Annotated in this window: 27 protein-coding genes, 1 pseudogene and 1 riboswitch; of the genes and pseudogenes, 17 read left to right on the forward strand and 11 right to left on the reverse strand. The window is 60.9% G+C overall.

Annotated elements, in window-relative coordinates; translation table 11 throughout:
- Positions 1-55: 55 nt before the first annotated feature.
- The 3 genes from AUC70_RS00885 to AUC70_RS00895 all read right to left on the reverse strand — a co-directional run bounded on the left by AUC70_RS00885 (position 56) and on the right by AUC70_RS00895 (position 2,229).
- Complete coding sequence (locus AUC70_RS00885; RefSeq protein ID WP_083241123.1) at positions 56-802, reverse strand: vWA domain-containing protein; 747 nt, start codon at positions 800-802, stop codon at positions 56-58.
- Positions 803-841: 39 nt separating this feature from the next.
- Positions 842-1,609, reverse strand: coding sequence for a vWA domain-containing protein (locus AUC70_RS00890; protein WP_158007315.1), 768 nt, complete (start codon positions 1,607-1,609; stop codon positions 842-844).
- A gap of 86 nt (positions 1,610-1,695) precedes the next feature.
- Entirely contained in the window at positions 1,696-2,229 is a 534-nt protein-coding gene (locus AUC70_RS00895; protein ID WP_206599284.1) for an HdeD family acid-resistance protein, read from the reverse strand.
- A 292-nt stretch (positions 2,230-2,521) separates the two neighbouring features.
- Between AUC70_RS00895 and fdhD the strand changes: the two genes are divergently transcribed.
- A complete protein-coding gene (gene fdhD / locus AUC70_RS00900; protein WP_069443166.1) occupies positions 2,522-3,289 on the forward strand; it encodes a formate dehydrogenase accessory sulfurtransferase FdhD in 768 nt (255 codons plus the stop codon).
- Positions 3,290-3,309: 20 nt separating this feature from the next.
- On the opposite strand, the pseudogene mobA reads toward fdhD, so the two are convergent.
- Positions 3,310-3,928: pseudogene (mobA, locus tag AUC70_RS00905) on the reverse strand (molybdenum cofactor guanylyltransferase MobA).
- Positions 3,929-4,094: 166 nt separating this feature from the next.
- On the opposite strand from mobA, the gene AUC70_RS00910 reads away from it, so the two are divergent.
- Together AUC70_RS00910 and AUC70_RS00915 are read left to right on the forward strand one after the other, a co-directional pair.
- Positions 4,095-4,649, forward strand: coding sequence for a BPSL1445 family SYLF domain-containing lipoprotein (locus AUC70_RS00910; RefSeq protein ID WP_069443168.1), 555 nt, complete (start codon positions 4,095-4,097; stop codon positions 4,647-4,649).
- Between the two features lie 124 nt (positions 4,650-4,773).
- Positions 4,774-5,097, forward strand: a complete 324-nt coding sequence (locus AUC70_RS00915) for a DUF2853 family protein (RefSeq protein WP_069443169.1) — start codon at positions 4,774-4,776, stop codon at positions 5,095-5,097.
- 438 nt (positions 5,098-5,535) lie between these two features.
- Here AUC70_RS00915 and aroQ read toward each other — a convergent pair whose 3' ends face one another.
- On the reverse strand, positions 5,536-6,102 hold the full coding sequence (gene aroQ, locus AUC70_RS00925) for a gamma subclass chorismate mutase AroQ (protein WP_069443171.1): 567 nt from the start codon (positions 6,100-6,102) through the stop codon (positions 5,536-5,538).
- Positions 6,103-6,199: 97 nt separating this feature from the next.
- On the opposite strand from aroQ, the gene AUC70_RS17670 reads away from it, so the two are divergent.
- The 4 genes from AUC70_RS17670 to AUC70_RS00935 all read left to right on the forward strand — a co-directional run bounded on the left by AUC70_RS17670 (position 6,200) and on the right by AUC70_RS00935 (position 8,768).
- A complete protein-coding gene (locus AUC70_RS17670) occupies positions 6,200-6,544 on the forward strand; it encodes a hypothetical protein (protein WP_244505438.1) in 345 nt (114 codons plus the stop codon).
- Positions 6,535-7,368 carry a serine hydrolase gene (locus tag AUC70_RS00930; protein WP_244505439.1) on the forward strand — a complete coding sequence of 278 codons (834 nt, stop codon included), beginning with the start codon at positions 6,535-6,537 and terminating at the stop codon, positions 7,366-7,368. Before AUC70_RS17670 ends, AUC70_RS00930 begins: the two co-directional genes overlap by 10 nt.
- Positions 7,369-7,472: 104 nt before the next feature.
- Positions 7,473-7,643: a Flp family type IVb pilin gene (locus AUC70_RS15915; RefSeq protein WP_083241125.1), complete on the forward strand. Its 171-nt coding sequence runs from the start codon at positions 7,473-7,475 to the stop codon at positions 7,641-7,643.
- Positions 7,644-7,781: 138 nt separating this feature from the next.
- Positions 7,782-8,768 carry a glutathione S-transferase family protein gene (locus AUC70_RS00935; protein ID WP_069443172.1) on the forward strand — a complete coding sequence of 329 codons (987 nt, stop codon included), beginning with the start codon at positions 7,782-7,784 and terminating at the stop codon, positions 8,766-8,768.
- 34 nt (positions 8,769-8,802) lie between these two features.
- Here AUC70_RS00935 and AUC70_RS00940 read toward each other — a convergent pair whose 3' ends face one another.
- Together AUC70_RS00940 and AUC70_RS00945 are read right to left on the reverse strand one after the other, a co-directional pair.
- A complete protein-coding gene (locus AUC70_RS00940; RefSeq protein ID WP_206599285.1) occupies positions 8,803-9,555 on the reverse strand; it encodes a DUF1826 domain-containing protein in 753 nt (250 codons plus the stop codon).
- A 299-nt stretch (positions 9,556-9,854) separates the two neighbouring features.
- Positions 9,855-10,121 carry a GlsB/YeaQ/YmgE family stress response membrane protein gene (locus tag AUC70_RS00945; protein ID WP_045368290.1) on the reverse strand — a complete coding sequence of 89 codons (267 nt, stop codon included), beginning with the start codon at positions 10,119-10,121 and terminating at the stop codon, positions 9,855-9,857.
- Between the two features lie 504 nt (positions 10,122-10,625).
- Between AUC70_RS00945 and AUC70_RS16950 the strand changes: the two genes are divergently transcribed.
- From AUC70_RS16950 to cobF, 4 genes are all read left to right on the forward strand, one after another.
- Positions 10,626-10,772 (forward strand): hypothetical protein, encoded by a 147-nt coding sequence (locus AUC70_RS16950; RefSeq protein ID WP_158007317.1) that lies wholly within the window; start codon positions 10,626-10,628, stop codon positions 10,770-10,772.
- A 219-nt stretch (positions 10,773-10,991) separates the two neighbouring features.
- Positions 10,992-11,888 carry a radical SAM protein gene (locus AUC70_RS00950; RefSeq protein WP_069443173.1) on the forward strand — a complete coding sequence of 299 codons (897 nt, stop codon included), beginning with the start codon at positions 10,992-10,994 and terminating at the stop codon, positions 11,886-11,888.
- Between the two features lie 41 nt (positions 11,889-11,929).
- Positions 11,930-12,748: a cobalamin-binding protein gene (locus AUC70_RS00955; RefSeq protein ID WP_069443174.1), complete on the forward strand. Its 819-nt coding sequence runs from the start codon at positions 11,930-11,932 to the stop codon at positions 12,746-12,748.
- Positions 12,749-13,513 (forward strand): precorrin-6A synthase (deacetylating), encoded by a 765-nt coding sequence (cobF, locus tag AUC70_RS00960; protein ID WP_069443175.1) that lies wholly within the window; start codon positions 12,749-12,751, stop codon positions 13,511-13,513.
- Between the two features lie 40 nt (positions 13,514-13,553).
- A riboswitch (cobalamin riboswitch) is annotated at positions 13,554-13,678 on the reverse strand.
- Between the two features lie 420 nt (positions 13,679-14,098).
- Here the strand turns inward: cobF and AUC70_RS18245 are convergent.
- From AUC70_RS18245 to AUC70_RS00970, 3 genes are all read right to left on the reverse strand, one after another.
- Complete coding sequence (locus AUC70_RS18245) at positions 14,099-14,221, reverse strand: hypothetical protein (RefSeq protein WP_280138188.1); 123 nt, start codon at positions 14,219-14,221, stop codon at positions 14,099-14,101.
- Between the two features lie 99 nt (positions 14,222-14,320).
- Positions 14,321-14,617: a hypothetical protein gene (locus AUC70_RS00965; RefSeq protein WP_141701876.1), complete on the reverse strand. Its 297-nt coding sequence runs from the start codon at positions 14,615-14,617 to the stop codon at positions 14,321-14,323.
- A gap of 52 nt (positions 14,618-14,669) precedes the next feature.
- Complete coding sequence (locus AUC70_RS00970; protein ID WP_244505440.1) at positions 14,670-15,326, reverse strand: hypothetical protein; 657 nt, start codon at positions 15,324-15,326, stop codon at positions 14,670-14,672.
- Positions 15,327-15,450: 124 nt separating this feature from the next.
- Between AUC70_RS00970 and AUC70_RS00975 the strand changes: the two genes are divergently transcribed.
- Entirely contained in the window at positions 15,451-15,822 is a 372-nt protein-coding gene (locus AUC70_RS00975) for a hypothetical protein (protein WP_141701877.1), read from the forward strand.
- 527 nt (positions 15,823-16,349) lie between these two features.
- On the opposite strand, the gene AUC70_RS00980 is transcribed toward AUC70_RS00975, so the two are convergent.
- A complete protein-coding gene (locus tag AUC70_RS00980; RefSeq protein WP_158007318.1) occupies positions 16,350-16,751 on the reverse strand; it encodes a transposase in 402 nt (133 codons plus the stop codon).
- 571 nt (positions 16,752-17,322) lie between these two features.
- Here AUC70_RS00980 and AUC70_RS00985 point away from each other — a divergent pair.
- The 5 genes from AUC70_RS00985 to AUC70_RS01005 all read left to right on the forward strand — a co-directional run bounded on the left by AUC70_RS00985 (position 17,323) and on the right by AUC70_RS01005 (position 22,382).
- Complete coding sequence (locus AUC70_RS00985) at positions 17,323-18,192, forward strand: hypothetical protein (protein ID WP_244505441.1); 870 nt, start codon at positions 17,323-17,325, stop codon at positions 18,190-18,192.
- Positions 18,193-18,315: 123 nt separating this feature from the next.
- Positions 18,316-18,537: a hypothetical protein gene (locus tag AUC70_RS00990; RefSeq protein ID WP_069443179.1), complete on the forward strand. Its 222-nt coding sequence runs from the start codon at positions 18,316-18,318 to the stop codon at positions 18,535-18,537.
- A gap of 29 nt (positions 18,538-18,566) precedes the next feature.
- Complete coding sequence (locus tag AUC70_RS16570; protein ID WP_141701878.1) at positions 18,567-19,016, forward strand: hypothetical protein; 450 nt, start codon at positions 18,567-18,569, stop codon at positions 19,014-19,016.
- Positions 18,971-20,308 carry a hypothetical protein gene (locus AUC70_RS01000; protein ID WP_069443181.1) on the forward strand — a complete coding sequence of 446 codons (1,338 nt, stop codon included), beginning with the start codon at positions 18,971-18,973 and terminating at the stop codon, positions 20,306-20,308. The genes AUC70_RS16570 and AUC70_RS01000 overlap by 46 nt, the downstream gene beginning before the upstream one ends.
- Before the next feature lie 25 nt (positions 20,309-20,333).
- Positions 20,334-22,382, forward strand: coding sequence for a type I secretion system permease/ATPase (locus tag AUC70_RS01005; protein ID WP_083241126.1), 2,049 nt, complete (start codon positions 20,334-20,336; stop codon positions 22,380-22,382).
- The last annotated feature ends 2 nt before the right edge of the window (positions 22,383-22,384 follow it).

The following is a 22,384-nucleotide window of genomic DNA, read 5'->3' on the forward strand; positions in this document are numbered from 1 at the left end:
CCGATGGCAGACCCATGGCGAACCCAGGGGCCGGTCACTTATCGCCGATTTTGCCCTAAGGGTGCAAACGCAGCCTGCGGAAGCGTGCTGCTCGAGGTCTGACGGATCGACGGCCGACATCATGGGCAGCCGAGCGTTCTTTTCGACGCCTTGACGAGTTCTTCCTGGCTGTTCGTGGCGATATAGAGCCGCCCGTTTCCTTGGCCAAACATTGCACGTCGAGTGCGCTCTGGGCCGCCGTCCAGAAGGCTGTCATGCGGAAGCCGATAACGTGCACCGTCAGCCGCGCGCCCTCGTTCTTGAGCTTCTTGCCAAGGTCGCAAGGCGCGCCGCCACAGGTCTCCTCACCGTCGGTCAGAACCACGATGATTCCGGGCTTGGCTTTGTAGTCGAGCACGTCGGCCGCTTGCTCGACCGCCTCGGTCATGGGCGTCTTGCCAGCCGGGTTGAGACTATCGACCGTGTCCAGAATGGGCTGGGCGGCGTCGGCAGTCGGCTTCAAGTCGAGATTCACGTTGCATTGCTGATAGGGGCCGGGACCGTAGGTGATGAGCCCGATCTTCCGAAAATGGGTGACGCGCGGAAGCGCCTGGGCCAAAGCTTTCCGCACCTCGTCGATGCGCCGGATCTTCGCGCCGATACCCTCGGCAAGACTGCCCGCCATCGAACCAGATGCGTCAAAGACGATCATGGCGTCTTCGGTGCAGGGTACCACCTCGTCGGCGGCACGCCCCTCGAGCGGCAACAGGCAGACCGCCATGAGAACAAGGCAGCAGCGCCCGATAAAACCCATCCCAGTCATGAAATTCCCTCGCCCAGAAACTCGCGAGCCCGTGGCTGTCTATGGACCGACAGCGAACCCGGAAGACTTATCGGCCAAAAAGCGGCGCGAGTCCAAGGCCGACATCATCTCCAAGCCCGACATGATGGGGCAGCCGAGGGTTTGCTGGAAGGCTTTGACGAGGTCTTCCTCGTTCTGCGCCGAGATGTAGAGACCTCCGGTCTCCTTCGCGAGGCATTTGACGTCCAATACGCTCGTCTCGCCGGTCCAGGTGAAGTTCTTCATTTGGAAGCCGATGACGTGCACGGTGAGATTGCTGCTGGTCGCCGTGAGCTTCTTTCCCAAGGCGCAAGGATCGCGGTTGCACGTCTCCTCGCCATCCGTGAGAAGCACCACGACACCGGGCTTCCTCCGATGATCGAGTACGTCGGCCGCCTGCTCCACGGCTTCGGTCAAGGGCGTCTTGCCGGCCGGGTTCAGTCCTGAGACCACAGTCATGATGGGCTCGGCGGCATCGGCGATCGGCTTCAGGTCGAGGTGGACATTGCACTGCCGGTAGGGTCCCGGACCGTAGGTGATCAGGCCCACTTTGCGATATTGGGTGATGCTCGGCAGAACGCGCGAGAGCGCGCGGCGCACTTCGAAGATGCGCGGCTTCTCGGTCATGATGCCCTGACCGAGATTCCCCGCCATCGAGCCCGAGGCGTCGAAGACGATCATCGCATCTTCCGTGCACGGAGTTTTTTGGTCCTGCGCCGCGCCGGGATCCGTGGGCGCGGCAATCAGAACCGCAAGAAAGAGACTTGCGAGGAGGGTTCTACGCTGCAACTGCACTCTGACACCCTCCTCCCCGCAAGAAGCTTCTCATTCCGCCCTATGGGCGGCCGCGAGAAGGCGCCCGATCAGGAGACGCGCTATTCGCGGATATTGAAGGCGTATACGATCAGGATCACGCCCTGGATCAGTAGGAGCGCTCCGAAAACGATCGGAACGGCCACGGCCGCGGGGATTGGCGCACCGAGCAGGATAACGCCAATGATCAAATTCACCACGCCGAATATGAAGGAGCCGATCCCGCCGCCGGTAAACGACCCGATGATCCCGATGACACCGATCACGACGCCGAGGATGCCGAGCCACAGGACGATGGCCGTCGGCAAGATGATCGCGGAGAAGAGCGGGTGCCTGAGGACGATGATACCGGCCAGAATGCCCAAGACGCCGATGATGAGAGACCAGTACCAAGGCACGGTGTCGTCCACGAACACGCGCACCAGCTCAAGCACACCGATGAACAACCAATACAGACCAAGGAAGATCACAAGAGCGACCAGCGTTTCCGCGGGCCGGGTAATCAGCAAGAACCCGAACAGGATCGATGCGATCCCTTCGAGCAAGAACACCCACCAGATATCGGACTGACTCTTTGAGGCGGTCATACCAGCCATCTTCATTTCCTCCCTGAAGACATGTTGTTGCCGCAGGCCCCCGCCCGCGGAAAGTGCATAGAATTATAGCAACTCAGCCGTGTCGACGCCGGACGATAAGTGAATCCCCTTGAATTCCACCGCTTTATTCGCCTCCCGCACCCGGTGGTGAAGGCTGATATGTTCCACTATCTAAGAGAAGTGATTCTCTAGCGGCCGCCTTCGATCACGGGCCGGCCCGGGAGTGCCTTATGATCAAGCCCATCGTCCGCGTCCCTGCTCGATCTGGCGCTCGGATTCCGCCTCGCAAACGATGACCGCCGGCACGCGCGCGATCCCCGAAGAGACCGCGATCGCCTTTACGTTCAATACGGCGTCCTACGCGGTGATGATGGCGACCCCTCAGGATCTCGAAGACTTTGCGGTCGGCTTTGCCCTCACCGAAGGGATCGTGACGTCGCCGGACGCCATCGACACGGTCGAGATCATCGAGGACGACACCGGTATCGAGCTGCGTGTGTGGCTGAAAGCGAAGGACGCGGCCGAGTTCTTGGGGCGCCGCCGCAAGATCGCGGGTCCCACGGGCTGCGGTCTTTGTGGCGTCGAGAGCCTGAACGAAGCCATGCGGCCCCCTCCCGAGGTGGGCCAGGGTCAGGTGCTGACACCGAACGAGATCATGACGGCCGTGGCATCGCTTGCCACCCATCAGGAGATCAATCGCGAGACGCGCGCGGTCCACGCCGCGGGCTTTTGGGAGCCGGCACGCGGCCTCGTTGCCGTGCGCGAGGACGTAGGTCGTCACAATGCACTCGATAAGCTTGCCGGCGCCTGCGTGCGCAACGGCGGCAACGCGGCCCAAGGCATCGTCGTTCTGACGAGCCGGGTCTCCATCGAGATGATTCAGAAATCGGCCATGATCGGTGCGCCCCTTGTCGTTGCCGTGTCGGCGCCGACGGCCCTTGCCGTGCGCATGGCGGAGGCGTGCGGCATGACATTGGCCGCCGTCGCCCGGAAAGACGGGTTCGAAGTCTTCACCCACCCGCACCGCATCGCCGGTGCCTCGAAAAGCGACGTGGCCTAACAGGCGCGGCCCCCTGATTCCTAGGCACGCGCCGCCAAATCACGGGCGTAGTCGAGATCCTCCGACGTATTGATATTGAAGAACGGATCGACCTCGCTCCCGGCAATCGAGACAGGCGCGAAGGAAACTTCAGCGGCGCCTTCCTCCCGGACGAATTGGCTTGCCCTGCGCTCCCCGCGCGCCAAGGCGTCCGCAAGAGCATCCGCTATCCCCACGGGCCAGAGCCCGACAACGGGATGAAGCCCCACAGCCGAAACAGCGACCGCCATCGCGGCCGTGCCCTTCCCGTCCGCGAGGCGCGTCACAAGGTCCGCCGGGATGAAGGGCGTATCGCCGGGCACGGTCACGGCGAAAGCAACACCGGGACATTCGGCCCGCACCCAGGACAGCCCGGCCTCGATGCCGGCGAGCGGCCCGTGAAATCCCTCGAGCGTATCCGGTACGACAGGTAAGCCGAAGGCGGCGAAGCGGCCGGGGTCGCCGTTTGCGCTCAGGACCAGGGGCCCGACTTGCGGGGCAAGACGGTCGACGACCTCCGCCAGGACAGGCCTGTCAGACAGTGGAAGTAGGCTCTTGTCGCCGCCGCCCATGCGTCGCGACTGCCCTCCCGCGAAGGATGATTCCGGCGATCTCTTTCATCCGGGGACTTTAGAGCGGCAGAGGGGGCGCCGTCACCGTCCGCTTCGTTGCGCCGGTCGGAAGCAACATTAAGCAATAGACCCGCCGATTGTTGTCCCAGGCAGGGCGAAGCTCTGCCACAATGCAGCCCTATAGGGCGGACCGGGGGACCTTAAGGAGCTGCGTCATGAAATTCCTGACTACGAGTCTGTTTGCTGCCTTCCTCGCGTTTGGCCCATCCTTGTCCGCGTCGTCGCCCGCAGAGGCGGCCTCGGGCCAGGAGATCGAGGACGACGTCAACGACACGCTGCATCGCTTCGTCGATCGGATCGGCGGGGCCAAGCCGCTTGCCAACAAGGCCGTGGGCATTCTGGTGTTCCCGTCGGTCGTCAAGGCCGGCTTCGGCATTGGCGGCGAATACGGCGAAGGCATGCTGATCGTCGATCAGCAGCCGGCCGGCTACTACAATCTGGTCGGAGCGTCGTTCGGCTTTCAGCTCGGCGTGCAGGAACGCTCGGTCATCATCATGTTCATGACCCAGGATGCGCTCGATCAGTTCTACAGCCTCTCAGGCTTCAAGATCGGCGTGGATGCCTCGGTGGCGATCATCACGTTGGGCGCCGGCGGATCCATCGACACCGACAAGATCACGCAGCCCGTCATCGGTTTCGTGCTCGATCCGAAGGGCCTCATGTACAACCTGACGCTCGAAGGCTCGAAGATCACCAAGATCGACCGTTAAGCCCGCGCGACAGCTGGTACGTTCTAGCGCACGCATGCAATTGTCTTGTCACAAGCGGACCCTACACACGTAGGATGCTGTCACAACGCGCTTGCAGACTTCAAAAACGTTACGGGAGGAATTGATGGCTGACACAGATTGGAGCGAAGACGTCAAAAAATACGTGCCGGATGCCGACGACAACGCAATCGCCGGGATCGTTCGTCACTGCGGCATTGCGCTGCAAAGCCGGGACGCATCGCTCGTCTCTTTCACCGACAAGTCGGAGCTCGAGCGCGTGCGCGAGAAGTTCCTGAAGAAGAAGCTCGGCCTTACCATGTCGGACGCGGAGCTCGATGGCGCCATTGCGACGGTCGGCGACAAGCTGAAGGACGTCCGCAACAAGAACCGGGTGACAGTCTGCTACCTGCTGGCCGACCACTTCGGAAAGCTCTCCGACTTCGCCTAGCACCGCACCTCGTTCGGACCACCCGCACCGGAATATATCTGGATAGAGACAGCCCCATGGTCCCGGAGCAGCAATGCTCCGGCGACTTGGCCCTGCGCTATGCGCCAAGCGCAACGGCCCTTGTTGCTAGCGGGGGGGCTCGGCGTTCGGATTCTGTTGAGGTTTCGCGGCCGCGTCCTGCTCCGCGCTCAGCGGCCCCAATTGGAAGGCCGACATCGGCACCTCGACCGCGCAGCCCGCAACAGACAACGAGACAAGAGTAGCGGTGGCGAATAGGGCAATCTGTTTCATGATCGCAACGTACAAATTTGAGGTTTCGGAATGGCTTCCACTATAGGTAAGCGCGAATTGTCATAAAACCAGGGCAATAATCGGGTGAAACCGGCGTCTCGGTTAGAAAAGTATGAACGGCGCCTCGACGCGATCGGCACTCCCGAACTACGGGCAGTCCCCGCGCTCCCCCAACACACCGTCGACGGCAATGTTCCATGCCCGGGGCACATTCGACAATTCCTGCGGGACCGGCCGCAGGACCGACGTGGACGAACAATCCGCCAGCTGGCTCCCGCCCTTGGCCATGGCGGCGATCAGGTCCACCGACAGCGCGCCAATCCTGGGACGTAATTCGGCGACGAGGTCCGATGCCCCGTTCACGTGGGCGACCGCCTGTTGCCGCCACAGATCAAAATAGTAGCGCTGCACGGTCTTAGCAGCCTCCATCTGGGCCACGATGAAGCGCTGCGCGGTCTTCGGGTCGAGCCCAGCAGCACGCGACCGCGCCATGGCGGCCTTGAGGACATTCGCTTCGCGAACCGGATCATCGATCGAAAGCTTGTTGTTCCACTTGTAGGCGGCGACCTGCTCCATCAGGGCCAACCGCTCGATCATGAGCCTTCGGAGCACCGCCACCTCATTTGCCGTGTCGGCGCGGCCGGTGAGAGGCGGCAACGCCAAGATGATGAGTAAAGCCAAAACCGCATGGCGCAAGTGATCTGTCTCCGTCATATGTGCCGGGGCTCCGAAGCGGCTATAAAGACCTGCCAAGAGCCTTGGACCACAAAACCTCGAACCGACACTAGCAGCACCGAAGGCCCCGAAGGATATGCCCACTTCCATACAATTCGCACCGTCCCGCTTTCGCAGCGCCATCCTTGGTTTCCTCGGATGCGCTCTCGCAGCCGGAAGCCTATCGGCACCCGCGGCCGCCGATCCCCTGCTCGACGAAACGGTTGAGTTCACCGGCACGGTCCTGTTCCTGCAGACCAAGGTCCCGGGTCTGGTGATCGGTGCGGTCCGGAACGGTGAGACATCCATTCAAGGCTTCGGCGAGCGCATCGACGGCGGCAAGGAACCCGACGGCGACACGGTGCTGCGGATCGGATCGATCACCAAGCCTTCACGGGACAGGTCCTGGCCTCGCTCGCGGCCGATGGGACGGTGTCACTGACTCAGCGGCTGGGGTCGCTCGCCCCCGATCTCGGCACTGGCAAGGACCCGAACACATCGAAGATCCGGCTCATCGACATCGCGACCCAGTCCGCAGGTCTGCCCCGCGAAGTCCCGCATAAACCGGGCCCGGTCGGCGATCCGTTCGCTCCGATCACGCGCAAGGCCTTCGCCGGCTGGCTCGGTGAAAACGACCTGCTCTACCCGCCAGGCACGGGAATCCTCTACTCGAATTTTGCTTTTGACCTTCTCGCCATCGGCCTGTCGGAAGCGGCCGAGACGCCCTACCCGGAAATCCTCGCCAAACACATCACCGGCCCGCTCGGCATGAACGACACGGTCTTCGAGCTGTCGGACGACCAGCGCAAACGGCTGATGGAGGGACACGGCTTCGACGGCAAGGCACTGCGTGACGTGCCGACGGGAGACGTCATCGTCGGCTCCGGCGGCCTGTATTCCACGCCGAAAGACCTGCTGCGCTGGATGCAGTGGCACTTGGACCGGCTCAGCGAAAAGGACGCTGAAGTCAGGATGCTCGATCACGCGGCCTATCTTGTCCGCGACAATCTCAATCCCGTGTCCGGCATGGACGAGTCCGGCCACATGGACGCCATGAGCCTGGGCTGGGTGGTGATGATGCCCGAGGGCGACCGTCCGCTGATCCTGCAAAAGGCCGGCGGTCTGCAAGGCACGTTTTCCTACATCGCCTTCGCGCCGACGCGGGGCGTCGCCGCCTTCGTCGCCATCAACCAGTTCGACTTCGGCGCCGCCATGCTCATGGCCGAAGTGGTGAACGAGATGATCACCTCGCTCGCCCCGCGCTAAGCTGTTCCGTATGCCTCATTTTTTTTCGCGGGCCGGTTTCGAGCAATGAAACGTTAAAGGTATCGTTGTGTAGTCGTTTCCCTACATCTTGGAGGCCATGGGCCATGGGCACCCTGCTCACGACGTTCCTCAAGAACGAGTCCGGCGCCAGCGCGATAGAGTACGGCCTGGTCGCTGCCGGTATCGCCGTGGCCATCAGCACATCGATGTCGTTGGTCTCCTGCTCGCTGCTCGACGTCTTCCAGACGGTTTCCGGCAAGATGACGATGAAATAGGGCCGGCGCGGCGGGGCCCTGAAAAGCGGCAAGCGTTCACCCTTGAAACTGGTCCCTCGCATCCCAGATAAAGTTCTGTAACAAACGCTACAATTTGCGCGCCGCTCGCCTGGGCGGCATATCCCCACGAGAGGTCCCATGGGTTTGCTGGTTGACGGCGTCTGGCATGACGCCTGGTACGATACGAAGGAACACGGCGGACGGTTCGTCCGGTCCAAGGCCCAATTCCGCGAACTGGGTACGCCCGACGGCGCGCCGGGTCGCAGCGGCCAAGGCGGCTTCAAGGCCGAGCCGGGCCGCTATCACCTTTACGTCTCCTACGCCTGCCCTTGGGCCCATCGGACGCTGATCTATCGCACCCTCAAAGGTCTCGACGACATGATCGACGTGTCGGTCGTACATTGGTTCATGGGCGACAAGGGCTGGACGTTCCAGCCGGACGACGACGGAATCGTCGGTGATCGTCTGTTCCAGTCGCAGTACTACTACGAGATCTACCTGAAGGCGGATCCCAACTACTCAGGCCGCGTCACAGTGCCCGTTCTCTGGGACAAGGAAACCGGCACGATCGTCTCGAACGAGTCCTCCGAGATCATCCGCATGTTCAACAGCGCCTTCGACGGTGTCGGCGCCAAGCCGGGCGACTACTATCCGGAAGAACTGCGCGGCGAGATCGATGCCTTGAACAACCGTATCTACGACACGGTGAACAATGGCGTGTACAGAGCCGGGTTCGCCACGTCTCAGGAAGCCTATGAAGAGGCGGTCTACCCGCTGTTCGAGACCTTGGACTGGCTCGAGCAGCGCCTGCAGGCGCAGCGCTACCTCACGGGAGACCGGATCACCGAAGCCGACTGGCGCTTGTTCACGACCTTGATGCGCTTCGATGCCGTCTATCACGGCCACTTCAAATGCAATTTGAAACGCCTCGCCGACTATGAGGCGCTGTCGGCCTATGTGCGCGACCTCTATCAGCAACCCGGCGTGGCCGGCACACTGAACTTCGTGCACAATCGCCGGCACTATTACGAGAGCCATAGCACCATCAATCCGTCCGGTGTCGTCGCCATCGGGCCCGAGCTCGACTTCGATGCACCGCACGACCGCGCAAGGCTCGTAGCCTGACTCTCTCGGCCTGACGCTCGCAGCCCGAGGTTTGTCAGGAAACGTCCGTTACCGGATCGATGACGAGCAGCAGCCGGGTCTCTCCCGACCCGGAGATCGGCGGCGAGCGATGGACGATGCCGGTCCCCTCGCTGGAGGGCCAAAGCGCGCCGCGGAACAGACCGACGGCGCCTGTCGGGAGTTCGTGGATGACACTCGGATCGGCACCTGAGCAGGCACGCCCGTATTGCGTGCCACGGCCCCGATAGGTGCAAAGCAAGCGCGCCGCGACATTGTCGAGATGGAATTTGCGGCAGGCATTGTCACCGATCACGTCGAGGCGAAGCCGCACCGCTTTCGTCTTCATGATCCAGCCGAAATGACCTGCAAGCTCGGCGGCATCGCGCGCAAGCCTCGCTCGGCCGTCACTTGCGGGCACGCCCTGTTCGTCGAAGAGCGAACACAACGCGTCGTGCACTGCATTCGGAGACACGACAATTCGAACGTCCGGCAGCGAGTCCGGCTCAAGCGCATCGATCCAGGCTTGGAAGTCGGAAGGCAACTCACGCCGCCAGATCGCGGCGGCGCAACCGGGAGACCGGATCTCGTCCAGGACGCCCGCCCCGGCCTGATCGACGACGCGGCATGCCGCCGCCGGCACCCCATTGCCGACCATGCCCCCGCGCGCGTCCACCATTTTTGCCGGACCTGAGGCTTCGGACCGATCCTCATGCAGATCGGACTGCGCCTTCTCTCCAAGGCGTCTCTCCCTCAGCACGCCAACCGCATCGGCGGCTTGTCCATCCATGACCACTCCTCAACTATAATGTTATAACATTACTTCCATAGGGGAGCGGATCGTTGGCTGTCAAGCAGCCGAGGGCCTCTCGCTGCTCGAAGCCTCAGTCGTTTGGGGGGCTTCAGAGACGGGTATGGAGCGATGCGCTCCCGCTCGTCCGCGAACGCCACGTGGGGGAATCAGGACGCAAAGCAGCGCCGCCATCCAATGCCCGCGCCGGGCGCGGAATGACGATCCCAGATTTCGATCTACGCACGAGACAACAGGGAGCGCGGCCAGCGCGGCCGCGTCCCCTCAATAACATCGGATCAGCCGATGAGCCGCTGGATCAAATTGACCACGACCAGCAGGATGATCGCACCGAGCGCCGCCGAGACGATTGCGCCGATGACACCGCCGGCGATAGCCAACCGGAGGCCCAGTCTCGGAAACAGCCAGCCCGCGATGAACGCGCCCGCGATACCGATGATGATGTTCCACAACAGGCCGAAGCCTGCGCCCTCGACGATGACGCCGGCCAGCCAGCCAGCGATTGCGCCGATAATCAGGGTTACGAGAATGCCGACGAGATCCATGAGTTTCCTCCCCGTATTGGTGCAGGATCGTTGCCCAGCACGCTCTAAAATAGCAGGGCCGCGGGCCTCCGGCACGCGTAAACGAAAACGGCGAACAGCCTATCGAAACAGATCGCGCGGAGCCGCAGACGATAGAAGATTGCTATCAGGATCGCTTCCCGCCGCCCCTTGAACTATGCCTCGTGCCCCTTAGGTCTATCAGTGAACGCAATCGTTGAGCCCCATGGTCAACGCGCGGAGCAGCCAAAGCTGCTTCGAACGCGCGTTTCAGCTGTCCAGCCGCGTCAAGTAACTCTGGCGGCAAGGTTTGAATTGCCCGAACGGACCACAGTCTCGTTTGGCGTCTGAGAGCCGCGGGCCTGTTCCGGCCCCTCCCTGGTGCTCAGGACGAAATCGCATTGCGACCGAAACTTCGAAGCCGACCGGGCGTTGTCGCGGCTCGCATTCTCGCATGCGCGGAGGCGGCCGCATCGCCCGCGAGGTCACAACCGAAAGGAGGACGATATGCATAGAGACGAGAAAACAGGGACTCCGGTCCTGAGCTCGACAGAAGCGCGACAGGCTGAGCGTGTCGGATTGATCTGGGTGCTCATCGCCTCGTTGGCCTTCCTGGCAATCATCGCCGTCGCCGTTGGAGCCTTCATGCAGTAACGCGCCAACCTAACAGCGACGCGCGCTTAGGCCTTCGTCGAGGCCGCCAGCGGCCGACGTATGCGGGCCCAGTCGGACAGCCCAGTGAAGCGGCCCTTGCCGCCCCGGTCGCCCCGCCGCGACCATCAATCGGCCGCCAAAAGTTTTCGGGTGAGGCGTCTGTTGCGCTAAACTCTAGCCGTGTCCCTTCGGCCGTTCCGGAAAGCTCACCGCTGACCCATGACCATCATTCCCATCCGTTACGTCGAACCCGTCTACCGCCCGCCGAGCGAAGCGGATTCGTTGATCCTGCCTCTGACGGACGGCTGTTCCTGGAACCGGTGCACATTCTGCGAAATGTACACCGCTCCGCAGAAGCGCTTCCGTCCCCGCAGCGAGGAGGAAGTGCTCGAAAACATCCGGCGCTGCAGCGAAGAACTTGGCGACGGCGTCGAGCGCGTTTTCCTTGCCGACGGCGATGCGTTGACGCTTTCAACCCGTCGCCTCGTGACCGTCCTCGAGGCGATCCGCCACGACATGCCTGGCGTACGCCGCGTGTCGAGCTATTGCCTGCCGCGCAATTTGCGGAAGAAGTCGGCGGCGGAGTTGCGGGAGCTGGCGGAGCTTGGCCTGTCGCTTGTCTATGTCGGGGCGGAATCCGGAGACGACGAAGTCCTGGCGCGGGTCAACAAGGGGGAAACCTTCGAGACGACGCGCGAGGCGCTCGACAAGTTGCAGGAGGCGGGGATCAAACGCTCGGTGATGATCCTCAACGGGCTCGGCGGCGAGGCGCTGTCGCGTCAGCATGCGCTGAACTCGGCGGCGCTGATGAACGCAGTACAACCAGAGTATCTCGCCACGCTTGTCGTGAGCTTCCCGCAAGGCGAGACGCGGCTGCGCGAAAATTTCCCCGACTTCGAGCCGCTTAGCGTGCTGAGCCTGATGCGGGAAATGGAGCTGTTGCTCTCCGAGCTGGAGCTGAGACGGACCATATTCCGCAGCGACCACGCCTCGAATTGGCTGATCCTGAAAGGGACGCTGGGAACGGACAAGCCGCGGCTGCTGCAGGAATTGCGGGCGGCCATAGCTGCGCCTGAAGCGGCTCCCTTAAGGCCAGATTGGGCGCGCGGCCTATAGTGTCGTAGAAATTTCAGCCCATGCTGGAGCGACGGCCTGACATGCGCCAATTCCCGCCAGAGCGGATTGTCTGCCTGACCGAGGAGACGGTCGAGACGCTTTACCTTCTTGGCGAGCAGGATCGCATCGTGGGCGTGTCCGGCTACGCGGTGCGCCCCAAACAGGTGCGCCGCGAAAAGCCGCGCGTCTCGGCCTTCACCTCGGCCGATATTCCGAAGATCCTTGCGCTCGATCCGGATCTGGTTTTGACATTCTCCGATCTTCAGGCGGAGATCGCCGCAGCGTTGATCAAGGCTGGGGTGGCCGTGCATGCCTTCAATCACAGGGATGTCGCCGGAATCCTGGCCATGATCCGGACCCTCGGCGCTCTGGTCGGTGCGACGGACAAGGCGGACTGTCTTGCCCGGCAATACGAGCATCGCCTCAACGAGGTCGCTAAAGGCGCTCAAACTGCGGTCAAAGCGAAGGTGTATTTCGAGGAGTGGGACGATCCCATGATTAGCGGCATTGGCTGGGTATCCGAACTGATCGAGATCGCCGGCGGAGAGGATGTCTTTCCAGAACTCAGGGCAAGACAAGCTGCCAAGGATCGAATCGTCGCGCCGCAAGACGTTATCGGCGCGGCGCCGGACGTCATCCTCGCCTCTTGGTGCGGCAAGAAAGTCGTGCCGGATAAAATCAAGCAGCGTGCGGGCTGGAGCGCGATCCCGGCCGTGCGGAACAACCGCATCGTTGAAATCAAATCGCCGCTCATTCTCCAGCCTGGCCCCGCGGCGCTGACGGACGGCCTCGATGCCATACTCGCCGCGCTGGGTAACGGCAACAGCACCACTGCGCCGGTAGCGAGGCCAGGTCTATAAATGAAGCGAAAAGTTCTCGTCATCGGGATCGGCGCGGGGAACCCCGACCACCTGACCGTGCAGGCCATCGATGCGCTGAATCGGGCCAGCGTTTTTTTCATTCCCGACAAGGGCGCCGAGAAGAGCGACCTCGCGCAGCTCAGACGCGAGATTATCGAACGCTTCGTTACGCGCACGAACTATCAGGTCGTCGGCTTCGACAACCCGGTTCGTGATAGCGCGACCCCGAGCTACCGCCAAGGCGTCAGCGACTGGCACGACGCGGTGGAAGACGTCTACAAAACCTTGTTGGCGGAGAGACTGAACGACGGCGAGTGCGGCGCCTTTCTCGCTTGGGGGGACCCTGGCCTCTATGACAGCATCCTGCGCATCTTGGAGAGGATTCGCGCGCGGGGTGATATCGAGCTCGAATATGAGGTCGTTCCCGGGATCAGCAGCGTCCAGGCCTTGGCTGCGGCCCACAGGATTCCCATCAACCGTATTGGCGAATCCATCATGATCACCACCGGGCGCAAACTGAAAGAGGGCTTTCCCGAGAATGCGGACAGCGTCATCGTGATGCTCGATGGCCAAGCTGCCTTCAAGAACGTCGACGGCGATATGGAAATCTTCTGGGGCGCCTATATCGGCACCCCCGACGAGATCCTCGTTTCCGGCAAGCTGAGCGACGTGCTCGACGAGATTGAACGTGTCAGGCACGAAGCCCGGTCGAAGAAGGGCTGGATCATGGACACGTATCTCTTGCGAAAGCCGCAAGCGCGTTGATTGGGACCGGCGATTCATCACCGCCGGCCCCTCATTCTTCGCAGCCTACTCGGCAGCGGCGGTCAGTTGCGGGGGCAGTTCCGGCTTTGCGCTTGGCGCACCGGAGTCCCTCTTAGCTTTGACACCTAGCGGGGGTGTCACAGAACCACGACGCGGCGGGGGATGGGGACGCTTCGCCAGGCCGTCAATTATTCGAAAAAGAGGGAGCGTGAACCAGGAAGCCTTTAGGTCCGCTTCTGGCACGCAGCGGAGTCTGCAAGGGGGCTCGAACGAGGTCCGCTATCGGAGTGAAGCAGACCCTCTTCTCCATCGGGTCGACTGACGCCCATTTGTGAGGACACGGCGCGGCAAAGACCACGGCAATTTGCTTTCGCTGCGTCGCAGTCTGATCCTGCAAACGCAACACGCGGCATAAGCCTATCTGATTGATCTAAGTGGTAGCGGAGGACCGGTTTGGTCACTCCCCCCTAGCCCTGTTTTCCTTGGAATTCAACGCCTCCCCTCCCTCCCTTAGTGACGAAAGGGACCAGGCTGCCTCAAAACCCGATGTCCACTACGTGCCAAGAGCTGCCGCATTGCGGAGGTTCACCTCCCAAAGTCCAGCGAGCTCGAGTTGTCGCCGTCCACGCGTTGCGCGCCATCCGTCCACTTGCTCATCATGGCCATGAGAGTGACCGGCGTGATGGGCTTTGGCAGATGATCGCTCATACCGGCCCGCCTGCACGTCTCCCATTGTGAGGCGAGCGCTTGTGCCGTCATGGCAATGATCGGAAGGTCCGCAGATTGGCAAGCTCCTAGCACGGCGCGCTAATGAGGCTTTTGCTCTTCCAACCTCTTCTCCGCCATCTCTTTGAGGGTGTTGAGCATCTTTCCCAGGCTTTTCGCCAGGTCGACGGCGGCGGCCGGGGACAAGGCAAGCCTTGACGTGACGTGGACATTCGCCCCCGCCGCGCCCCCGTCCGGATTGCCGGTAGGAAGAACGCGCGCCACGCCAAACGTCAGGCTTACGCAAGCACCGTCGAAGGCCGCGCTAATGAGCTTGTTGGCGTAGATCTCCTTCGCCGATGGATCGTCCACTATTTGAGCTGCCGGCCTGTCCGTCATGGCAGAAACCTCCCAGATTTTTCAGGGCCTCTTTTTCCCAACCGAAGCCGTCTCACCGTTCGGGCGCAGCGCGCGTCGGCACGCTCGCTTGCAAGCGCGGGAGAAAATCCCACAGGTCCCGGTTGAGGTCGCGCAGATCGTGAATCGCAGCTGACATTTCGTCGATACGCGCCTGGTCGACTTTCCGGGTCTCCCCGAACTTGAACTGGCCTCGCCGCTCCACGATGCGCAAAGACTGCGTGTGCGTTATGTCGCCTTGCGCGTTGAGCATGAACATCGCGTGGTTGAACTCGTTGCGCAGCCGCGTGGCTACCGTAAACCGCTCGATCAAGCCATCGAGTTCGTCGCGGACTTCGGTTTGACCAATTCGGATAAGCGCCAGTCGCTGTATCAGATCAAGTCTCGCCCGCGTGGTGTTGAGCGTCGAGAACACGATTGCCGCCGATACTTCGTCCGTGTCGAGCAGAAGCATCAGCACATAGATGAACATGCTCTCGTTGTTGGACCAGCTGAACGAGAGATTCCCGATCAGAGCGAGAAGCATTGTCCGGCGGTCGGCGGATTCGAGTGCAGCCGTCTCGATTGATTCAAAGTCGGGCTTGGGTGGCAATCGTGAAATCATGGGGAAGACTCGCAATTGATCGATGAACGCGCGAAAATAGCGATCCAACGCCAGTGTCGATCCCCTTCTGACGAGGGGTGATGCCATGTTTGGACTCTTGAAAGTCCGCCGCGCACGCAAGGCAACCGTCGCTTTGATCTCACCTTTCGTCGAGGAGAGTCAGAGACGATTCTCCTCGACACTGACGGAACAAGCTTGGCTAGACCCCTACATGGTCGGCTTCATGAGCATGTTGATCTCCTTGGCCGCCGAATACACAACCGGCCGCCTCGATTCTCAAAGCGCGGGCCTCGTTCAGCTCGAAGCGTGGCAGGACGTGACAGGATTCCCGAGTCATTTGATCGGAGAAGAGATCTGCCTACTCAGCAGCGGACACGACCGAAAATTCAGTCACGGCTGTCTCAACGCCAGCCGCTTCATGGAAGAACTGACGCGTCCCGCGTCTACCCATCCCGATCACCTTCCACCTGGCTCTCGGGTACACGGCCTCAACTACGATCGGTCCGCAGCAATGGCGCTTTGGTCGGACCTGTTTGATGGCCACATCGAGTCGTTCGATCGGGATCCAGATCTGCCACCATAGGACAAACGTTTCCCACCTGACGCCAGTCGCCACTGCCGATCTTGGGAGGCGCATTTATCAGTGCCTTCCTCAACCGATGCACTGGCAACCCAGAACCCCCGAACGACATACGCGTTGTCGTCTGAGTTCACGGGTGCCGTCGATGTCTTTGGGAGCACCGGCGGTGCAATTTTGGAGAAGGCAGCAAGAAACTCTGTCGCCAGCTGACGACTGCCATTCTCTCTTAAAATAGTCAAAAAACTTTCGAGCTGACGCTCTCGCGGCGTTTGACCCGCAATATCCCTTGGGCGCGACATGTGACGCAACTCCTCACGCAACTGTACGCCATGACGACCATCGGGGCTTACGCTTCCGACCCTACCCTACAACCTTAAGTCTATGCTAACAGCACCCTTAAATGTTTAAACTTTTTGTGACGATTCTGTGGCGGCTGCCGTGACGGTCAGTCTCCGCCCGTAACAAAAATGGCAAAGCCGGGACATCTTGAAGGCAGCGAAGGAAATCACCTTCTTGTGAACGGCGCAGGTCTACTGGCTCCGATGCCTGAGGCGGAGCTTCTGCTCTAAAATTCGCAACCGCGAAAGCATTGCCGTCGCGGTCTTGGCGGTGACGCCCAATATCTGCGCCGCTTTGTAGGACGTCAGGGTCGGCCCCAGAGCACGGCTGAGCATGATGAGCTGCAGCCACTTATGCATGGGGACCTTGCTGTCCTGAAAGATCGTTCCGAGTTTGACCGTGAAGGGTCGCCGGCAGTCGTAGCATTTGTATGTATGGATGCGGGTGCTCGCCCCGTTCAGACGCCCAATCCGGCGGTTGCTGCCGCAATGAGGGCAAACAGGCCCGTCCGGCCAGATTCGTCGCTCGACGAACTCATAGGCCGCCTCTTCATCGCGGAATGTGCCGAGGTCTAGTGTATCTCGCCTCTTCATATGTGTGCCCGACGCCAGCGACATCGCTCGCGATCCTCTAGCTAGACCACCTGATGGACACCACCGTGGGCTACGCCACCCCGGCGAAGCTACCGTGGGTCCGCTTTGGGCTCAACAGTAGAAGTGGGTACGCATTGTATAAAGGATGGTACGCTTAATATTAGTTGCGGACAACCGGCGCTCACCAGAAATTTCAATACAGTAATGAAGATCACATGTCTTAGGTACGGCTCGGAATACGGTTAATTTATGTAGCGATTCCAGAAGTATATGCTGGGTATGGATTAGTCACTACTTGGTATGCATAAAATCATTGCGATTAGTACTTCGTCTCCGCCTAATAACGGACACTTGATCGGCGCGTTCCGGTCAAGAAGCAAAAGGAAGGAGGCAAACACCCGGAAGAGCAATCCCGTTACCACAGGCGGCAGATTGACGGTGTGTCTTGGCGCAAGCGAGCCGTCCCGCAATCCGGGCCGCAATTGATAAACCGAAACTGGACGCAATCGCATATGCGTTGCTCGCCGACGCAGAAGATCAGCGAGTTTCTCAGCCGCGATGCGTCCCTTGTATGACCAAGGAGACCATCATGGGCTACCGTCCCTACGACCCCAAGCACGACCCTGATCAGGACCAGAAGCAAGATCAGGATCAGAAACAGGATCAGGACCAGAAGCAAGATCAGCTTCAGGGCCAGGCTCAAGGCCAAGCGCAAGGCCAGGCTCAACTAGCGGTCCAGGCTCTCTACCAGGAAAGCGACAGCAAGAACGAAAACGACAATAAGAACGAGAATGAGAACAAGAACGAGGTAGAGAACAAGGTAGAAAACGACGTCGACAATAAGGTCGAAAACGAAGTCGAGAACAAGATCGAGAACGAGGTCAAGAACGAGGTCAAGACTGAAGTCGAGACCAAGGTCGACGTGGATGTCGACATTGACTTAGACCTTGACAGCTTGCCGACTGACGACGACCTGATCGACATCGAGCACTTCAACGCGCAGGACAACGAAGGCATCGTCCAAGCTCTTGCTAACGACGTCTGGCAAGACGTTTCCGGCACGGGCAACGACAACGCCTTCAATATCCAGCAGGTCAACTCGCTCGTTGACAATGACAAGGTGGAGCGCGCTGAAGTCAGCTACGATGGCGGCGGCGGTGGTGACAGCAAGGGCGATCCCAAGTGGGATTGGGGTCATCACGACTCCGACGGCGGCGCCGGCTTCAGTCAGTCGGCCTACGCACATGGCGGCGACGCCAAGATGGACGACGTCACGGCCGAGAGCGAGATCGGCAACATCAGTGATGCCGCTACGGCGTCTGCTGATGGAATCGCGAGCAACGAAGCGTTCACCCAGAACATCGTTCAGGGTGCCAACATCCAGTTCAACTCAAATGAGATCTCGGTTGTTGGTGACGACGCAACGGACGCGATCCTGTAACCAAACCAACGAGCCCGCGCGGACACACCGCGCGGGCTTTCTCAATTAGAAGCGGCATCAGCGGGGATACTTGGAGAGAGGCGCCAAGAGCCGAGCCGAGAGAAGTTCGGCGTGGAGGCATAGATGGGCACCGGTGCTACCGAGATCATCCGCCTGTTCGCAGGTCACTTCCACCTCAGCAATGAGACGGGCCGGCTACGCGAGTCCTACGATGAGTTCATGGCTCATCGGGCGCGCGGGGATTTCGATCCGGGCGGTCACGACGCAGTCCACAAGCGCCCGACCTCGATGAATTCCATACATTCTCTCGATTTGTCGATCCTTACTCGGAACCACCTAGCCTGATCGGCTACGGCCCGCTATCGGCGGACCCGTTGCGATCCGAGGCGCGTCCCCTGGACATCAACCCGATCATCGACAATGCACTCCCTCACGAGCTGGCCGCGCCTGGCGCACCGCTCTTGATCGCCGCCCCTACACTTCTGCAGATCGAGATCGGGTCCGGTGAACTGGCAATCCACGTCACGTACGATACCGGCGGGGACCAGCACCTGATTCAAGTCCAACAACTCAACGTCATGTGGGACAACGACATCGCGATCCCCGAGGGGTGGTCGGCGGAAGCTCTCCAGGCGCTTCAGTTCCGCGATGTCGCAGAAACGCTTCAGGATCTCCATGACCAGGCCGCGCCGCGGCGCCTCCAGAATTTTCCGACGCCTCCTTCAACACAGGGTCACTCATATCGTTCGCCGGCGAATACGATGCCGAATGGGAAACCTTGGGCGAAACGACCAGGAGCGACGTCGAGCCGGGTGTCTACGTAAACGGCGAACTACAGCCCGAAGACGCAGAGTTGCCGGTGTTTCCGGTTGGGCTTGGCGACGACAGGGAGACCGAAAGCCCCTATCCGACGGACGTCCCCGGACAGATCTTGACGGCGGGCTCGAACCTCGCCGCCAACGTCGCGGGCATTTTCGATATCAATCATGGGATCGGCACCCTTGTCGTCGTCGGCGACTACTTCAGGACCGACGCCATCGTTCAGCTCAATCTCTATGTCGACGACGACGACATCACATATGCTGGCGACGGCGTTTTCCAGATCGAGGGCGATGGCAACGAGGCCTTCAACATCGCCACGTTTCTCGACACGGACGCAGGAGTTCCGAGCTTTGCTGGGAGCAATATCTTTCCCGGAATCGACTGGTACGTCGATGTGCTCGACGGCGACCTCTATGACGTCAGCGTGGTATCGCAGGCGAACTGGCTATACGACAACGACGTCTCGGTTCAGGACAACTACCTGACCAACTATCAGCTCCTCATGGGAGCCAACGAGCAAGGCAACTTCACCGAGATCATAACCATCGGTGAAAATTACGACTTGGTTATCGTCCTCGGCGACTACCACGAGCTCAACCTCATCTATCAGAAGAATATCCTGCTCGACCCGGACACGCTCAAAGTGCTCGGCTACGACGACGCCTTCGGGGACGGCGATGGTCTGACTGACCCTTCCATCACGACCGGCGCGAACTGGCTGCAGAACGAGGCATTGATCGAGCAATGGGGAACCCAGTCCTACCAGGAGCTCACGCCCGCCTGGGAGGCCTTGATCGCGCAGCTGAATGCCGGTGACACCGAATTGGATCCTTCGGTCGGCGTCGGCATCCCCAATTTCGGCGATCCTGCGTTCAACATCCTGCTGATCACCGGTGACGTCTATGACATCAATGCCATCGAGCAGGAGAACGTTGTTGCCGATGCCGATGTCGCACTCCAGCTGCTGCCCGCCGCGGCCGCGGATGCGGACCCGGTCATGCAGGTTGCATCCACCGGGGAGAACGCCCTCGGGAACTTCGCCACCATCGTTCACACCGGTCCGGCGGCTGACTACTACGTCGGCGGAGACTTCTACGAGGATGAATTGCTCATCCAAACCGAACTGATCGCGAGCAACGACGACACGGTCACGGGCTCAGATCCGGACGTTTTGGCGAACGAACTCGTCGCCTTTACCTCGCCTCCCGAGGAAGACGGTCACGACGAGGACGTCGTGGCCGTTCCTGTTCACGACTCAGCTCATTCGGACGTTCTCGGCAATGTCCTTACGTAAAAAAGGATCAGGGGCACAGTAGAGCATGGCCGACGACAACCGAAATCCGCTCCGAAACGGGGGCACGAACGGTTCCGAGACCGAGGATGCCCCGGGTCTCGACCCGGCGCCGGCGGACGTCGAGTCGGAGACCACGGCAGAGGCCACTGCCGGCAACGGTAAGGGTAACGGCAAGGGGGCTGCGCTCGGCAACATCTTTGACGGCATCAAGCCCGGCTCGCGCGCAAATGGTGCGAACGGGGCCAATGGTGCAAACGGGGCCAACGGTCATGGCGCGAATGGCAGTGCCGCGCTCGGCGGACGCGTTTCCAGCTTGGATTTCCGCGGCGTCCTCACGAAGGGCCTCGCCAGCTGCCGGCGCAATCTCGCAACCGTCGCGGTGTTCTCGTTTGTCGTGAACCTGCTTGTGCTGGCCATCCCTGTCTATCTTTTCAATCTATCCGATCGCGTACTCACCAGCCAAAGCATGGACACGCTCGTCATGCTGACGATCGTCGTCGTTGGCGCGATCGGGGCGCACGTTCTATTGGACTTGGCGCGCCGTACCATCCTCATGCGCGTCGCGGTCGATCTGGAAAGCAATCTCGGCGCGCCGGTCTTGAGCGCCGCAGCCCGGTCCTCGCAGAACGGGTCTAGCCGAGAGTTTCAGATTCTGTCGGAACTCCAGCACCTGCGCAGCTTCATCACCGGCCCAGTGCTCCTCACAATGCTCGATATGCCGGTGGTGCCGATCTATCTCGTCGTCGTTTTTCTTGTTCATCCCCATCTTGGTTTCATCGTCCTGGGGACCGGCATCCTCTTGCTCATACTTGCACTCCTGAACCAGAAGTTCACGGCGGTGCATTTCGCCCGCGCAAACGCATTCGGCACGCGGGCCAACTTACAGGCCGACGCCATGGCGCGGAACGCGCAGGTGATGAACGCCATGGGGATGGTGCCCGAGGGCGTCCTGATCTGGGGCGGCGAGACGGCAGAGTCTCTAAAGTCTCAAGTGTCCGCGCAGGATCGCAATATTTGGCTGACCGCCTTGTCCAAGTTTGTGCGCCTCTGCACCCAAATCGCGATACTCGGCTGGGGCGCCTACCTTGCAACGCATGGACATTTGACGGGCGGGATGATTATCGCGGCGTCGATCGTCGGCAGCCGCGCCCTTTCACCGATCGAAGGCACGATCGAAGGCTGGCGCAGTTTCGTACAGGCGCGGTCCGCCTTCGCTCGAGTGAGGAAGCTGCTGCACTCCTCGCCGCTGAATTTCGATCGGCTGCGCCTGCCACGCCCGAAGGGGCATTTGGTCGTCGATCGCATTCTTTACGTGCCGCAGCCCGCTAAGAAGGTCATCCTGAATGGCGTTTCATTCGAACTGAAACCAGGCGAGTCTCTAGGTATCGTCGGCGCGTCCGGCACTGGCAAGTCGACGCTGGGCAAAATGCTCGTCGGCTCGATCTTTCCCACGGCCGGCAACGTCCGCCTCGACATGATGGACCTGCGCAACTGGGATCCACGGCAACTCGGTGAAAACGTCGGCTATCTGCCGCAAGACGTCCAGCTCTTCCCAGCGTCCATAAAGGAAAACATCGCCCGCATGCGCAAAGACGCCAGCGACGAAGCCATCTTCGACGCCGCGGAGATAGCGGACGTTCACGCCATGGTGTCGGAGTTCGCTCAAGGATACGAGACTCAGGTTTCGATGGACGGGACGCCTCTTTCGGGTGGCCAGAAGCAGCGCATCGGTCTAGCCCGCGCCTTCTTCGGAGATCCGCAGCTCGTCGTCTTGGATGAGCCGAATTCCAATCTCGATCCGCCGGGAGAGCGTGCGCTCGCCCGCGCTCTGGGGTTGGCAAAGCAGAAGCAGATTACGGTGATTGCGATTACCCAGCGGCCGTCGCTGCTGAGGAGCGTGGACAAGATCATGATCCTGCAGAAGGGAACCGTCCAAGCGCTCGGCGACCGCAACGATATCATTCCGCTGCTCACGGCGCGCAGGGAGATTGAAACAAAGAAGGTAGAGGCCAACGGCAGCGGGGCAAACTATCAAGCCGAGGAATTGGACGATCTGGACCGCGAGGACGAGTAGGA

Source organism: Methyloceanibacter stevinii, from assembly GCF_001723355.1.
Lineage (GTDB): Bacteria > Pseudomonadota > Alphaproteobacteria > Rhizobiales > Methyloligellaceae > Methyloceanibacter > Methyloceanibacter stevinii.